Genomic DNA, 14,588 nt, shown 5'->3' with positions numbered 1-14,588 from the left:
CCCGCTGGCAGCGTGACCTGACGGACTCCACCGTCTTGCGCAACCTGGGCGTGGGCTTTGCACACAGCATCATTGCGTACGAAGCCAGCCTCAAAGGCATCAGCAAACTGGAACTCAACGCGGCGAAAATCGCAGCTGATCTGGATGCGTGCTGGGAAGTTCTGGCTGAGCCGATTCAAACGGTGATGCGTCGCTATAACATCGAAAACCCGTACGAAAAACTCAAAGAGTTGACGCGCGGCAAGGGCATCAGCCCTGAAGCGCTGCAAACTTTCATCGACGGCCTGGAAATGCCCGCCGAAGCCAAGGCCGAGCTGAAAAAGCTGACCCCGGCCAACTACATCGGCAGCGCCGTGGCTCAAGCCACACGCATCTGACCTGCAACGATGCTGTACCACGCCCGGCCGGCTGCGCCGGGCGTTTTCATTCCCGAGGCTACACATGAATCCTGATATTCCTCTTCAACTTCTGGGCGGCATCAGCGCTCGTGTATTTCTGCGCGACTACTGGCAGAAAAAACCGCTGCTGATCCGTCAGGCATTGCCGGACTTCCAAAGCCCGATCGACGCCGACGAGCTGGCTGGTCTTGCCCTGGAAGAAGAAGTCGAGTCGCGCCTGATCATCGAGAACGGCGAACGCCCTTGGGAAATGCGCCGCGGGCCGTTTGCTGAAGACGAATTCAGTAAACTGCCTGAACGTGACTGGACCCTGCTGGTACAGGCGGTGGATCAGTTCGTGCCTGAGGTTGCCGAACTGCTGGAGAACTTTCGTTTCCTGCCGAGCTGGCGCATTGACGATGTGATGATCAGTTTTGCCGCACCCGGTGGCAGCGTTGGGCCGCATTTCGATAATTACGACGTGTTTTTGCTTCAAGGTCACGGCAAGCGCAATTGGAAAATCGGCCAAATGTGCGATTCCGACAGCCCGCTCCTGGAACACGCGGACCTGCGTATTCTCAAGGACTTCCAGGCCACCGAAGAGTGGACCCTGGAACCTGGCGACATGCTCTACTTGCCACCACGCCTGGCCCACTGCGGCGTCGCGGTCGATGACTGCCTGACATACTCCGTTGGCTTCCGCGCACCAAGCGCTGCAGAGGTCTTGACCCACTTCACTGACTTCTTGAGCCAGTTCTTGCCGGACGAGGAGCGCTACTCCGACGCCGATGCGCAGCCAGTCAGCGATCCGCACCAGATTCAGCACGACGCCCTCGACCGCCTGAAAAGCCTGCTGGCCGAGCACATGAGCGACGAGCGCCTGCTGCTGACCTGGTTCGGCCAATTCATGACCGAACCGCGTTACCCGGAAATGGTGGTCGGGCCTGAACTGGATGAAGACGACCTGTTCAGCAGCCTGGAACAAGGTGCTGTACTGATCCGTAACCCAAGCGCACGACTGGCCTGGTCGGAAGTCGATGACGACCTCCTGTTGTTCGCCAGCGGCCAGAGCCGCCTGCTACCGGGCAACTTGCGCGATTTGTTAAAACTGATCTGCGCCGCTGACGCCCTACACACTGAAAACCTCGGCCCATGGCTGGCCGATGAACAAGGACGCAACCTGCTCTGCGAGCTGGTTAAACAAGGAAGTCTGGGGTTTGCTGATGAATAAAATCTACGTACATCTCGCCGACTGGCAGAAAGATAACGCCGAGATTCGGCGGATCCGAGAAGCCGTTTTCATCGCCGAGCAATGCGTACCGCCTGAGCTTGAATGGGATGCCGAGGACGTCGGTGCCGTGCACTTTCTGGCGTTTGAGGGTGACTTCCCGATTGGCACCGCTCGCTTGTTGCCTGACGGCGAAATTGGTCGTTTATCGGTGCTCAAGGACTGGCGTGGTTTGAAAGTGGGCGATGCACTGATGGAAGCGGTGATCGGCGAAGCTGAAAACCGCGGACTGAAACAGCAAAAACTCAGCGCTCAGGTACATGCCGCGCGCTTCTATGAGCGCCTGGGTTTCACCATCGTCAGCGGTGAATTCCTCGAAGCCGGGATACCACACGTCGACATGGTGCGTGGCGGGTAAAGCCATTCAGCAATCTCGGTGAGAGCGAACTTGTTCGCGAAGGACTAAAGGGCGCCGCGGCTTATCAGGCAGACCGAGGTGCTTTTTTCTTGAACAAGTTCACTCCCACAGGGACTTTGTCAGCCTAATAACGCCCCGCTCTTTGCACCCCAGCTGACTATGCTGAAGTGCAAAGACCGGGGCGTTTTGCTGTCTGCAATTCAACTTGGTGCCTGCCGGGCCGACAAACTGTCAAACTCACGCCTCAATGCCATTGCGGAGATACGGACATGTTCCTACGCACCTTTTTCACGTCACTGTTGCTGATCTGTAGTTTCAGCGCTTTAGCAGCAACGGAAGTTGTGCAGCTGAACTATCGAACCAGCGACGATTTGTTGCCGGTAGCCAAGTCGTTTCTAGGCAAGGAAGGCACTGTCAGCGCCTACGGCAACCAGTTAATCGTCAACGCCGAACCCGGCAAGATCGACGAACTTCGCAGCTTATTGGTGCAATTGGATAAGGCGCCGAAACGGCTGATGATCAGTGTCGACACTAGCGACAACAACTCCCAAGACAGCCAATCCCTTGGCCCAACCCACATCATCAACCGCAGCACCGACAGCCGAGACGGCGGCATACAGCAGGTCCAAGCCAGTGAAGGCATGCCCGCGCTCATTCAAGTCGGCCAATCCGTGCCGCTGACCACTACCAGCACCGACACGTATGGCTACGCAAAAAGCGATACCCAATACCGCAACGTGACCCAGGGCTTCTACGTCACCGCCAGCCTGACGGGCGACACCGTGCACTTGAGCATCAGTACTAACCACGATCGGATGAGCCAGGAGCGGCCCGATGTAGTGAATGTTCAAAGTACCGACACAAATGTCACCGGCCGCTTGGGGGAGTGGATTACGCTCGCGGGTATCAGCGAGCAATCCCAAGCCAATCAAAACGGTCTCGTACAGCGCCGAAGCACGCAGGGCCGGGGCGACATGAGTTTACGGGTCAAAGTCGACGCGCTCGACTGATCCCCCCAGGCCTCAAAACTCTGGCGCCAAAAACTGACCTACTGGTCGCAAAACCGCAAATATGTAGTGCTAGTAAAAAAGCACTACAAAACGTTTGACGGGTCAATTCTGGCGAGGCATGATTGCCCCGCTCCCGCCAATCAGAGGCTCTGCACCGAGCCTTGAATCGTCGCTCAGGCTCATCTGCATGACACCGGCTTGACCGCCAACGCTTCTGATTAGCGAGAAACCAGTAACGCGCCTTAAGAAATCAGGCCGTCTGGCGGAGCAGGATTTTCCACCCAAGACCTATGCGACGAGGCTTATCTCCATGGCACTGACACGCGAACAGCAAATTGCAGCCCTTGAAAAAGACTGGGCTGAAAACCCACGCTGGAAAAACGTGACCCGCAATTATTCTGCTGCTGACGTCGTCCGCCTGCGTGGCTCTGTGCAGCCTGAACATACCTTCGCCAAACTGGGCGCTGAAAAGCTCTGGAACCTTGTAACCCAAGGTGCCCACCCGTCTTTCCGTCCTGACAAAGACTTCGTTAACTGCATGGGTGCCTTGACCGGCGGCCAAGCGGTACAACAGGTCAAGGCTGGCATCCAGGCAATCTATCTGTCTGGTTGGCAAGTGGCTGCGGACAACAACTCCGCAGAGTCCATGTACCCTGACCAATCGCTGTACCCAGTGGACTCGGTTCCTACCGTGGTCAAGCGCATCAACAACTCGTTCCGCCGTGCTGACCAGATTCAATGGAAAGCAGGCAAAACGCCGGGTGACGAAGGCTACATCGACTACTTCGCGCCTATCGTTGCCGACGCCGAGGCAGGCTTTGGTGGCGTGCTGAACGCTTACGAACTGATGAAAAGCATGATCGAAGCTGGCGCCGCAGGCGTGCACTTCGAAGACCAACTGGCGTCCGTGAAAAAATGCGGTCACATGGGCGGTAAGGTATTGGTGCCAACCCAAGAAGCGGTGCAAAAGCTGACCGCTGCTCGCTTGGCTGCTGACGTTGCTGGCGTACCGACCATCATTCTGGCCCGTACCGACGCTAACGCAGCTGACTTGCTGACCTCTGACTGTGATCCGTACGACGTGCCATTCGTGACCGGCGAGCGGACTCAAGAAGGGTTCTACAAAGTACGCGCCGGCCTGGACCAAGCCATCGCTCGCGGTTTGGCCTACGCGCCGTACGCTGATCTGATCTGGTGTGAAACCGCCAAACCGGATCTGGCAGAAGCTCGTCGCTTTGCCGAAGCGATCAAAAAGGAATACCCGGACCAACTGCTGTCCTACAACTGCTCGCCTTCTTTCAACTGGAAGAAGAACCTGGACGACGCGACCATCGCCAAGTTCCAGCGCGAACTGTCAGCCATGGGCTACAAGCACCAGTTCATCACCCTGGCGGGCATTCACAACATGTGGCACAGCATGTTTAACCTGGCGCATGACTACGCCCGCAACGACATGACCGCCTACGTGAAGCTGCAAGAGCAAGAGTTTGCTGACGCCTCCAAGGGTTACACCTTCGTGGCCCACCAGCAGGAAGTCGGTACAGGCTACTTCGATGACATGACCACAGTGATTCAAGGTGGCTCGTCCTCCGTCACCGCACTGACCGGCTCAACCGAAGAAGAACAGTTCCACTAAGTTCGACCGCAGCACTGAAAAAGTCGCCCAATCGGGCGGCTTTTTCGTTTCCGATCATGTGCAAAAAACCGACGTATGAGCGACATGAGAAGGTTATGTCGCGGTTATGTAACGCTCAGACCCAGAGCTGTCCGGAACGCTCGTACAGTGATAAAAGACTTTTAACGCGAACTTGTTCCGCTAAAAAAATAGATAGGCTACAGAAAACACCCATAAATGATATTAATTATCATTTATAAAAACGATTATTCATTGCCGTTTAAAAGAAACATAATTAACGAAAAGCGGTGTAATGCCCGTAGAGTCTGCTTCGGCGCGGTGTTGGGGGTTGAAAAACGAATGCACCGCTGAATCTTTTTGAGTCAGATAATTTTACTTGCCACCTGTTTACCCATAAAATCACCCGGATTGATTTCGCTGCGACATATCGTCACTGCGTTGTTACTCAAGCTCAGAGACCTTTGCTCTCTGTTAAGGATTACCAGCATGCCCGAATCGACAGGTCTGATTGCCCATAACTGGGGCTTCGCCATTTTCCTTTTGGGTGTTGTCGGCCTTTGCGCCTTCATGCTCGGTGTATCCAGCCTCCTGGGCAGTAAAGCTTGGGGTCGCAGCAAAAACGAACCGTTCGAATCCGGCATGCTGCCTACTGGCGGCGCCCGCTTGCGGCTCTCGGCAAAATTCTATCTGGTCGCGATGCTCTTCGTGATTTTCGACATTGAAGCCCTTTTTCTCTTTGCCTGGTCTGTGTCTGTTCGCGAAAGCGGCTGGACCGGCTTCGCCGAAGCTCTCGTTTTCATAGCAATTCTGTTGGCAGGTCTTGTCTACCTATGGCGGGTTGGAGCGCTTGATTGGGCTCCTGAAGGTCGTCGTACTCGGCAAGCGAAGCTGAAACAATGAGGCTTTGGCGATGCAATACACTCTTACAAAGATCGATCCGGATGCTCCTAACGAGGACTATCCAATCGGCCAACGAGAAATCGTTGCCGACCCGCTAGAAGATCAAGTCCACAAAAACATCTACATGGGCAAGCTAGAAGACGTGCTGAACGGTGCGGTCAACTGGGGGCGTAAAAACTCCTTGTGGCCCTACAACTTCGGCCTGTCGTGCTGCTATGTAGAAATGACCACCGCCTTCACGGCGCCCCATGACATCGCACGCTTCGGCGCCGAAGTTATCCGGGCATCACCGCGTCAGGCGGATTTCATGGTTATTGCCGGGACGTGCTTCATCAAGATGGCGCCGATCATCCAGCGTCTCTATGAGCAAATGCTCGAACCCAAATGGGTTATTTCCATGGGCTCGTGTGCTAACTCCGGTGGCATGTACGACATCTACTCTGTAGTCCAAGGGGTGGATAAGTTCCTTCCCGTGGATGTCTACGTGCCTGGCTGCCCGCCCCGTCCAGAGGCTTTTCTGCAAGGCTTGATGCTGTTGCAGGAATCCATTGGCCAGGAGCGTCGTCCGCTGTCCTGGGTTGTCGGTGATCAAGGCGTGTACCGCGCCGAGATGCCGTCGCAAAAGGAACAACGCCGCGAACAGCGTATTCAGGTCACAAACCTGCGCAGCCCCGACGAAGTCTGATTCCGCTTACTCTTTTTATAAAAAAGACAAGAATCCGGGTTCATTCTGTACGTTGACCGAAAGCGATCGAGACCTATGACTGCAGACACCGCTCTGTACATCCCGCCTTACAAGGCTGACGACCAAGACGTCGTCGTTGAATTAAACACCCGCTTCGGCCCTGAGACGTTCACCGTCCAGCCTACACGCACCGGCATGCCGGTGTTGTGGGTTGACCGCGCGAAACTGGTCGAAGTGATGACCTTCCTGCGCAAGCTGCCAAAACCCTACGTCATGCTGTACGACTTGCATGGCATGGACGAACGCTTGCGCACGCACCGCCGCGGCTTGCCCGGCGCTGACTTCAGCGTGTTCTACCACCTGCTGTCGATCGAGCGTAATAGCGACGTGATGATCAAGGTCGCCTTGTCTGAGAGCGACCTCAGCCTGCCGACGATCACCGGTATCTGGCCAAACGCCAACTGGTACGAGCGCGAAGTGTGGGACATGTTCGGCATCGACTTTGCCGGCCACCCGCATTTGACTCGAATCATGATGCCGCCGACTTGGGAAGGTCACCCGCTGCGCAAAGACTTCCCGGCACGTGCCACCGAGTTCGATCCGTTCAGCCTTAACCTGGCTAAACAGCAGCTTGAAGAAGAAGCCGCACGTTTCCGCCCTGAAGACTGGGGCATGAAGCGTTCGGGCACGAACGAGGACTACATGTTCCTCAACCTGGGCCCGAACCACCCTTCTGCCCACGGTGCGTTCCGCATCATCTTGCAGTTGGACGGTGAAGAGATTGTCGACTGCGTCCCGGACGTCGGCTACCACCACCGTGGTGCCGAGAAGATGGCCGAGCGCCAGTCCTGGCACAGTTACATCCCATACACCGACCGCATCGATTACCTCGGCGGGGTGATGAACAACCTGCCGTACGTGCTCTCGGTCGAGAAGCTGGCCGGCATCAAGGTTCCGGAAAAAGTCGACGTCATTCGTATCATGATGGTCGAGTTCTTCCGTATCACCAGCCACCTGCTGTTCCTCGGGACCTACATCCAGGACGTGGGCGCAATGACCCCGGTGTTCTTCACGTTCACCGACCGTCAACGCGCGTACACCGTAATCGAAGCCATTACCGGCTTCCGTCTGCACCCGGCCTGGTTCCGTATCGGCGGCGTTGCGCATGACTTGCCACGCGGTTGGGAAAAACTGGTCAAGGACTTCATTGACTGGATGCCAAAGCGTCTGGACGAGTATCAAAAAGCCGCGCTGGACAACAGCATCCTGAAGGGTCGTACCGTCAACGTTGCCGCGTACAACACCAAGGAAGCGCTGGAATGGGGCGTTACCGGCCCAAGCCTGCGTGCCACCGGCCTGGACTTCGACCTGCGTAAAGCACGTCCGTATTCGGGCTACGAAAACTTCGAATTCGAAGTGCCGCTCGCGGCCAATGGCGATGCCTATGATCGTTGCATCGTGCGCGTCGAAGAGATGCGCCAGAGCATCAAGATCATTGGCCAGTGCCTGCGCAACATGCCGGAAGGCCCGTACAAGGCGGATCACCCGCTGACGACGCCGCCGCCCAAAGAGCGCACCTTGCAGCACATCGAAACCTTGATCACGCACTTCCTGCAAGTTTCGTGGGGCCCGGTGATGCCGGCCAACGAAGCGTTCCAGATGATTGAAGCGACCAAGGGTATCAACAGCTATTACCTGACGAGCGACGGCGGCACCATGAGCTACCGTACCCGGATTCGCACCCCAAGCTTCCCGCACCTGCAGCAGATCCCTTCGGTGATCAAAGGCAGCATGGTCGCGGACTTGATTGCGTACCTGGGTAGTATCGATTTCGTTATGGCCGACGTGGACCGCTAAGCATGAATAGCACGCTGATCCAGACAGACCGTTTCGCCTTGAGCGAAACCGAGCGCTCGGCCATTGAGCACGAGATGCACCACTACGAAGACCCGCGCGCGGCGTCTATCGAAGCGTTGAAAATTGTTCAGAATGAACGTGGCTGGGTGCCGGATGGCGCTATCCATGCCATCGGCGAAGTACTTGGCATTCCTGCCAGCGACGTTGAAGGCGTGGCGACGTTCTACAGCCAAATCTTCCGCCAGCCGGTAGGCCGCCACATCATTCGGGTGTGCAACAGCATGGTCTGCTTCATCGCCGGCCACGAGTCAGTGGTTAGCGAAATTCAGTCTTCGCTGGGTATCGGCCTGGGTCAAACCACCGCCGACGACCGCTTCACCTTGCTGCCTGTCTGCTGCCTAGGCAATTGCGATAAGGCCCCGGCCGTGATGGTCGATGACGATACTTTTAGCAACGTGCAGCCTGCTGGCGTGGCTGAAATGTTAGAGGGTTACCTATGACCATCACTTCCTTCGGTCCCGCCAATACCATTGCGCGCGCCCCCGAAACCCATCCGCTGACCTGGCGTTTGCGCGATGACGGCGAGCCAGTGTGGCTGGACGAATACCAACGCAAGGACGGTTACGCCGCCGCGCGCAAGGCGTTTGCCGAGCTGTCGCCTGACGAAATCGTTCAAGCGGTCAAGGACTCCGGCCTCAAGGGCCGCGGCGGTGCGGGCTTCCCCACTGGCGTGAAGTGGGGCCTGATGCCGAAAGACGAATCCATGAACATCCGTTACTTGCTGTGCAACGCGGATGAGATGGAACCGAACACCTGGAAAGACCGGATGTTGATGGAGCAACTGCCCCATCTGTTGATCGAAGGCATGCTGATCAGCGCTCGGGCGCTGAAGGCTTACCGCGGTTACATCTTCCTGCGTGGCGAGTACACCACCGCTGCGGTGCATCTGCGTCGTGCAGTGAAAGAAGCCGAAGCCGCAGGTCTGCTGGGCAAGAACATTCTGGGCACCGGTTTCGATTTCGAACTGATCGTGCACACCGGCGCCGGGCGTTACATCTGCGGTGAAGAGACCGCACTGATCAACTCCCTGGAAGGCCGTCGTGCCAACCCACGCTCCAAGCCGCCCTTCCCCGCCGCCGTTGGCGTATGGGGCAAGCCGACCTGCGTGAATAACGTTGAAACGCTGTGCAACGTCCCGGCCATCGTCGCCAATGGCAACGACTGGTACAAAGCCATCGCCCGCCCAGGCAGCGAAGACATGGGCACCAAGCTCATGGGCTTCTCCGGCAAAGTGAAGAACCCTGGCCTGTGGGAGCTGCCTTTCGGCCTGCCTGCTCGCGAGTTGTTCGAAGACTACGCGGGCGGCATGCGCGACGGCTTCAAGCTCAAGTGCTGGCAGCCAGGTGGCGCCGGTACTGGCTTCCTGCTTCCGGAGCATCTGGACTGCCTGTTTTACGCAGGCGGTGTTGCCAAAGTTGGCACGCGGATGGGCACAGGGCTGGCCATGGCAGTTGATGACAAAGTCAACATGGTGTCGTTGATGCGTAACTTGGAAGAGTTCTTCTCCCAAGAGTCGTGTGGCTTCTGCACCCCTTGCCGCGACGGTTTGCCATGGAGCGTGAAAATTCTGCGCGCCATTGAAAACGGCGAAGGTCAACCGGGCGATATCGAAACGCTGTTGGGGTTGGTCAACTTCCTCGGCCCTGGCAAGACGTTCTGTGCTCACGCACCGGGCGCCGTGGAACCTTTGGGCGCAGCCATCAAGTATTTCCGCTCGGAATTTGAAGCAGGTATTGCCCCGGCACGTGTGGGTAGCCTGACTCAGGTGAGCAGTCCGACTGTGGTTGGCGCATAACAAGACAGAAAAGGTCGGTAGCTCATAAAGCCGTCGACCTCGTACCCGATGACGCCTTAACAGGCTGTTTGATACGGGTAGCACCGAGATTCCATTAGCCACGCCCACTGACAACGGGCCAACGAAGAACTTTGAACCATGGCCACTATCCACGTAGACGGCAAAGCGCTCGAGGTCAATGGCGCAGACAACCTGTTACAGGCATGTCTGTCGCTGGGCCTCGACATCCCTTATTTCTGCTGGCACCCCGCCCTTGGCAGCGTTGGCGCTTGTCGCCAGTGCGCAGTCAAGCAGTTCACTGATGAGAACGACACCCGTGGTCGTATCGTCATGTCCTGTATGACCCCTGCCACCGACGGCAGCTGGATTTCCATCGACGACCAAGAAGCGAAAGTGTTTCGCGCCAGCGTTGTCGAATGGCTGATGACCAACCACCCGCATGACTGCCCGGTCTGCGAAGAGGGCGGTCACTGCCACCTGCAAGACATGACGGTAATGACCGGCCACAACGAGCGTCGTTATCGCTTCACCAAGCGTACTCACCAAAACCAGGAACTCGGCCCGTTCATCGCTCACGAGATGAACCGCTGCATCGCCTGCTATCGCTGTGTTCGCTTCTATAAAGACTACGCTGGCGGCACCGACCTCGGCGTTTTCGGCGCTCACGACAACGTGTACTTCGGTCGCGTTGAAGACGGCGCACTGGAAAGCGAGTTTTCCGGCAACCTCACCGAGGTCTGCCCGACCGGTGTGTTCACCGACAAGACTCACTCCGAGCGCTACAACCGCAAGTGGGACATGCAGTTCTCGCCGAGCATCTGCCATGGCTGCTCCAGCGGTTGTAACATCAGCCCGGGTGAACGTTATGGCGAAATCCGCCGTATCGAAAACCGTTACAACGGTTCGGTAAACCAGTACTTCCTGTGTGACCGTGGCCGTTTTGGCTATGGCTACGTCAACCGTGAAGACCGTCCGCGCCAGCCGCTGTTGGCCGACGGCATGGTGAAACTGGGCTTGGATGCCGCTCTTGATAAAGCAGCTGACTTGCTCCGTGGTCGCAACATCGTTGGCATCGGCTCACCCCGCGCCAGCCTTGAAAGCAACTACGCCCTGCGTGAACTGGTGGGTGCTGAGCATTTCTACTCGGGTATCGAGGCCGGTGAACTGGCACGCATCCGGTTGATTGCCAAGGTCTTGAAAGACAGCCCGCTGCCGATCCCGACCATGCGTGATATAGAAGATCACGATGCGATTTTCGTTCTCGGCGAAGACTTGACCCAGACCGCAGCCCGTATGGCCTTGGGCCTGCGCCAAGCAGTTAAAGGCAAAGCCGAAGACATGGCCGCTGCGATGAAAGTCCAGCCGTGGCTCGATGCTGCCGTTAAGAACATCGGCCAACACGCACTGAACCCGTTGTTCATCGCCAGCCTTGCCGAGACCCGTCTCGATGACGTTGCCGAAGAATGCGTTCACGCAGCGCCGGATGACTTGGCCCGTATCGGTTTCGCCGTCGCCCACGCCATTGACGCCAGCGCGCCAGCGGTTGAAGGCCTGGACAGCGAAGCATTGGAACTGGCTCAGCGCATCGCCACCGCCCTGCTGGCTGCCAAGCGTCCCTTGATCATCTCCGGTAGTTCCTTGGGTTCGACCGCCTTGATCGAAGCCGCAGCCAACATCGCCAAAGCCTTGAAGCTGCAAGACAAGCAAGGTTCGATCAGCATGATCGTGCCGGAAGCCAACAGCCTGGGCCTGGCAATGCTCGGTGGTGAGTCGCTAGACGACGCACTGCAGGCGGTGATCTCCGGTAAAGCCGACGCCATCGTGGTATTGGAAAATGACCTGTTTACCCGTGTCGATGCGGCTACGGTCGACGCTGCGTTCAAGGCCACCAAGGTTCTGATCGTTGCTGACCACCAGAAAACCCCGACCAGCGATCGCGCTGATCTAGTGTTGCCTGCGGCTAGCTTTGCGGAGGGCGATGGTACGTTGGTTAGCCAAGAAGGCCGCGCCCAGCGTTTCTTCCAGGTCTATGACCCAACCTACCTTGACGCCGGCATCCTGATTCATGAAGGCTGGCGCTGGTTGCACGCACTGCGCTCGACACTGCTGAACAAGCCGATTGACTGGACTTTGCTCGATCACGTCACCGCCGCAGTTGCTGACAGCACTGCCCAGCTGGCCGGAATCGTCAATGCAGCGCCCTCGGCGTCGTTCCGTATCAAAGGTCTGAAACTGGCGCGCGAACCGCTGCGTTACAGCGGCCGCACCGCCATGCGCGCCAACATCAGCGTGCATGAACCGCGTACATCGCAGGACAAAGACACCGCGTTCTCATTCTCGATGGAAGGCTATTCAGGCTCGGTCGAACCGCATCAGCAGGTGCCGTTTGCCTGGTCACCGGGTTGGAACTCGCCGCAAGCCTGGAACAAGTTCCAGGACGAAGTCGGCGGTCATTTGCGTGCCGGTGACCCTGGCGCTCGTTTGATTGAAACCCAGGGCGACAACCTGTCCTGGTTCGCCAGCGTACCGGTGGCGTTTTCCCCGGCTCGCGGGACGTGGCAAGTGGTGCCGTTCTATCACCTGTTCGGCAGCGACGAAACTTCGTCCAAAGCCGCGCCGGTTCAAGAACGCATTCCAGCCGCCTACGTCGCGCTCGCCAAGTCGGAAGCCGATCGTCTGGGTGTCAACGAAGGCGCGATGCTCAGCCTGACTGTTGACGGTCAAACCCTGCGTTTGCCGTTGCGCATCAGCGAAGAATTGGGCGCAGGTCTGGTGGCTCTGCCTTCAGGTCTGGCCGGGATTCCGCCAGCGCTGTTCGGCAAAACCGTTGATGGTCTGCAGGAGGCAGCACTATGACTTGGTTTACACCTGTCGTGATCGACTCGATCATCGCGGTAGTCAAGGCGATTGTGATTCTGTTGGCCGTGGTGGTCTGCGGCGCACTGTTGAGCTGGGTCGAGCGTCGTTTGCTCGCCCTCTGGCAAGACCGTTACGGTCCGAACCGCGTAGGCCCATTCGGCGCGTTTCAGATTGCAGCTGACATGATCAAGATGTTCTTTAAGGAAGACTGGACGCCGCCGTTTGCCGACAAGGTGATTTTCACCCTGGCGCCGGTCATGGCCATGAGTTCCTTGTTGATTGCCTTCGCGATTATCCCGATCACCGAAAGCTGGGTCATTGCTGACCTGAACATCGGCATCCTGTTTTTCTTCGCCATGGCCGGCTTGTCGGTGTACGCAGTGTTGTTCGCCGGTTGGTCGAGTAACAACAAGTTTGCCTTGCTCGGCAGCCTGCGGGCTTCGGCTCAGACCGTATCCTATGAAGTGTTCATGGGCCTGTCGTTGATGGGCATCGTGGTCCAGGTCGGTTCGTTCAACATGGGCGACATCGTCCAGTACCAAGCCCAGCACCTGTGGTTCATCATTCCGCAGTTCTTTGGCTTCTGTACGTTCTTCATCGCTGGCGTCGCCGTGACTCACCGTCACCCGTTCGACCAACCGGAAGCCGAGCAGGAACTGGCCGATGGTTACCACATTGAATATGCCGGTATGAAGTGGGGCATGTTCTTTGTCGGTGAGTACATCGGCATCGTGCTGATTTCGGCATTGTTGGTGACCCTGTTCTTCGGCGGCTGGCATGGCCCGTTCAACATCTTGCCTTCGCTGTCGTTCATCTGGTTCGCCCTGAAGACCGGGTTCTTCATCATGTTGTTCATTCTGTTGCGTGCGTCTATTCCGCGCCCACGCTATGACCAAGTGATGGATTTCAGTTGGAAGTTCTGCCTACCGCTGACCCTGATCAATTTGTTGGTGACCGCTGCGATCGTGTTGTTAAACACGCCCGCTGGCGCGGTTCAGTGAGGATATAAACCATGCTCAAGTATCTGATTGGCATCGTGCATGGCACCTACACCCAGCTTCGCAGCCTGGTGATGGTGTTCTCACATGCATTCCGCAAGCGCGACACGTTGCAGTACCCGGAAGAACCGGTGTACCTGCCGCCGCGCTACCGTGGCCGTATCGTCCTGACCCGCGACCCTGACGGCGAAGAGCGTTGTGTTGCTTGCAACCTGTGCGCCGTGGCCTGCCCGGTCGGTTGCATCTCGCTGCAGAAAGCCGAAACCGACGACGGTCGTTGGTACCCCGAGTTTTTCCGCATCAACTTCTCGCGCTGCATCTTTTGTGGCCTCTGCGAGGAAGCCTGCCCGACCACCGCGATCCAGCTGACACCGGATTTCGAAATGGCCGAGTTCAAACGTCAGGATCTGGTTTACGAGAAGGAAGATCTGCTGATCTCCGGCCCTGGTAAAAACCCTGATTACAACTTCTATCGCGTCGCAGGTATGGCCATCGCCGGTAAGCCTAAAGGCTCCGCGCAGAATGAAGCTGTTCCGATCAACGTGAAGAGCTTGCTGCCTTAAGGAAGAAAGATGGAATTCGCTTTCTATTTCGCATCCGGCGTCGCTGTTGTGTCCACCCTTCGGGTGATCACCAACACCAACCCGGTGCACGCCCTGCTCTACCTGATCATCTCGTTGATCGCCGTAGCAATGACCTTCTTCAGCCTCGGCGCACCATTTGCCGGGGTGTTGGAAGTCATCGCTTACGCTGGCGCCATCATGG

13 protein-coding genes and 1 pseudogene are annotated in these 14,588 nt (G+C 57.3%); all 14 read left to right on the top strand.

Translation table 11 applies throughout. The features are described 5' to 3' along the window. Positions 1-377: pseudogene (locus M0974_RS19470) on the top strand (adenylosuccinate lyase); the annotation flags it as partial. 64 nt (positions 378-441) lie between these two features. Beyond that, positions 442-1,608, top strand: a complete 1,167-nt coding sequence (locus M0974_RS19465; protein WP_297840388.1) for a cupin domain-containing protein — start codon at positions 442-444, stop codon at positions 1,606-1,608. Beyond that, positions 1,601-2,023, top strand: coding sequence for a GNAT family N-acetyltransferase (locus M0974_RS19460; protein WP_297840385.1), 423 nt, complete (start codon positions 1,601-1,603; stop codon positions 2,021-2,023). The genes M0974_RS19465 and M0974_RS19460 overlap by 8 nt, the downstream gene beginning before the upstream one ends. A gap of 269 nt (positions 2,024-2,292) precedes the next feature. Then, entirely contained in the window at positions 2,293-3,033 is a 741-nt protein-coding gene (locus M0974_RS19455; protein ID WP_297840382.1) for a secretin N-terminal domain-containing protein, read from the top strand. A 310-nt stretch (positions 3,034-3,343) separates the two neighbouring features. Continuing rightward, on the top strand, positions 3,344-4,669 hold the full coding sequence (aceA, locus tag M0974_RS19450; protein ID WP_297840380.1) for an isocitrate lyase: 1,326 nt from the start codon (positions 3,344-3,346) through the stop codon (positions 4,667-4,669). A 486-nt stretch (positions 4,670-5,155) separates the two neighbouring features. Further along, positions 5,156-5,569, top strand: a complete 414-nt coding sequence (locus M0974_RS19445) for an NADH-quinone oxidoreductase subunit A (RefSeq protein WP_297840377.1) — start codon at positions 5,156-5,158, stop codon at positions 5,567-5,569. 10 nt (positions 5,570-5,579) lie between these two features. Next, positions 5,580-6,254, top strand: a complete 675-nt coding sequence (locus M0974_RS19440; protein WP_297840374.1) for an NADH-quinone oxidoreductase subunit B family protein — start codon at positions 5,580-5,582, stop codon at positions 6,252-6,254. A gap of 75 nt (positions 6,255-6,329) precedes the next feature. After that, positions 6,330-8,111, top strand: coding sequence for an NADH-quinone oxidoreductase subunit C/D (gene nuoC, locus M0974_RS19435; RefSeq protein WP_297840372.1), 1,782 nt, complete (start codon positions 6,330-6,332; stop codon positions 8,109-8,111). Between the two features lie 2 nt (positions 8,112-8,113). Beyond that, complete coding sequence (gene nuoE / locus M0974_RS19430) at positions 8,114-8,611, top strand: NADH-quinone oxidoreductase subunit NuoE (protein ID WP_297840367.1); 498 nt, start codon at positions 8,114-8,116, stop codon at positions 8,609-8,611. Continuing rightward, on the top strand, positions 8,608-9,966 hold the full coding sequence (gene nuoF / locus M0974_RS19425; protein ID WP_297840364.1) for an NADH-quinone oxidoreductase subunit NuoF: 1,359 nt from the start codon (positions 8,608-8,610) through the stop codon (positions 9,964-9,966). The genes nuoE and nuoF overlap by 4 nt, the downstream gene beginning before the upstream one ends. A 138-nt stretch (positions 9,967-10,104) precedes the next feature. Then, positions 10,105-12,822: an NADH-quinone oxidoreductase subunit NuoG gene (nuoG, locus tag M0974_RS19420; protein ID WP_297840362.1), complete on the top strand. Its 2,718-nt coding sequence runs from the start codon at positions 10,105-10,107 to the stop codon at positions 12,820-12,822. Next, positions 12,819-13,826 carry an NADH-quinone oxidoreductase subunit NuoH gene (gene nuoH / locus M0974_RS19415; protein WP_297840359.1) on the top strand — a complete coding sequence of 336 codons (1,008 nt, stop codon included), beginning with the start codon at positions 12,819-12,821 and terminating at the stop codon, positions 13,824-13,826. Before nuoG ends, nuoH begins: the two co-directional genes overlap by 4 nt. An 11-nt stretch (positions 13,827-13,837) precedes the next feature. Then, positions 13,838-14,386, top strand: a complete 549-nt coding sequence (nuoI, locus tag M0974_RS19410; RefSeq protein WP_297840357.1) for an NADH-quinone oxidoreductase subunit NuoI — start codon at positions 13,838-13,840, stop codon at positions 14,384-14,386. Between the two features lie 9 nt (positions 14,387-14,395). Continuing rightward, the coding region (locus tag M0974_RS19405; RefSeq protein WP_297840354.1) for an NADH-quinone oxidoreductase subunit J at positions 14,396-14,588 on the top strand (193 nt) is incomplete at its 3' end.

It is taken from the genome of Pseudomonas sp., assembly GCF_026224925.1.
Taxonomy (GTDB): domain Bacteria; phylum Pseudomonadota; class Gammaproteobacteria; order Pseudomonadales; family Pseudomonadaceae; genus Aquipseudomonas.
This window is presented reverse-complemented; position numbering and strand designations above follow the sequence as displayed.

What these genes read in the sequence shown, in the direction of transcription:
- M0974_RS19465 (WP_297840388.1), top strand. Translation starts at nt 442, where the DNA reads ATGAATCCTGATATTCCTCTTCAACTTCTGGGCGGCATCAGCGCTCGT.
- M0974_RS19460 (WP_297840385.1), top strand. Translation starts at nt 1,601, where the DNA reads ATGAATAAAATCTACGTACATCTCGCCGACTGGCAGAAAGATAACGCC.
- M0974_RS19455 (WP_297840382.1), top strand. Translation starts at nt 2,293, where the DNA reads ATGTTCCTACGCACCTTTTTCACGTCACTGTTGCTGATCTGTAGTTTC.
- aceA (WP_297840380.1), top strand. Translation starts at nt 3,344, where the DNA reads ATGGCACTGACACGCGAACAGCAAATTGCAGCCCTTGAAAAAGACTGG.
- M0974_RS19445 (WP_297840377.1), top strand. Translation starts at nt 5,156, where the DNA reads ATGCCCGAATCGACAGGTCTGATTGCCCATAACTGGGGCTTCGCCATT.
- M0974_RS19440 (WP_297840374.1), top strand. Translation starts at nt 5,580, where the DNA reads ATGCAATACACTCTTACAAAGATCGATCCGGATGCTCCTAACGAGGAC.
- nuoC (WP_297840372.1), top strand. Translation starts at nt 6,330, where the DNA reads ATGACTGCAGACACCGCTCTGTACATCCCGCCTTACAAGGCTGACGAC.
- nuoE (WP_297840367.1), top strand. Translation starts at nt 8,114, where the DNA reads ATGAATAGCACGCTGATCCAGACAGACCGTTTCGCCTTGAGCGAAACC.
- nuoF (WP_297840364.1), top strand. Translation starts at nt 8,608, where the DNA reads ATGACCATCACTTCCTTCGGTCCCGCCAATACCATTGCGCGCGCCCCC.
- nuoG (WP_297840362.1), top strand. Translation starts at nt 10,105, where the DNA reads ATGGCCACTATCCACGTAGACGGCAAAGCGCTCGAGGTCAATGGCGCA.
- nuoH (WP_297840359.1), top strand. Translation starts at nt 12,819, where the DNA reads ATGACTTGGTTTACACCTGTCGTGATCGACTCGATCATCGCGGTAGTC.
- nuoI (WP_297840357.1), top strand. Translation starts at nt 13,838, where the DNA reads ATGCTCAAGTATCTGATTGGCATCGTGCATGGCACCTACACCCAGCTT.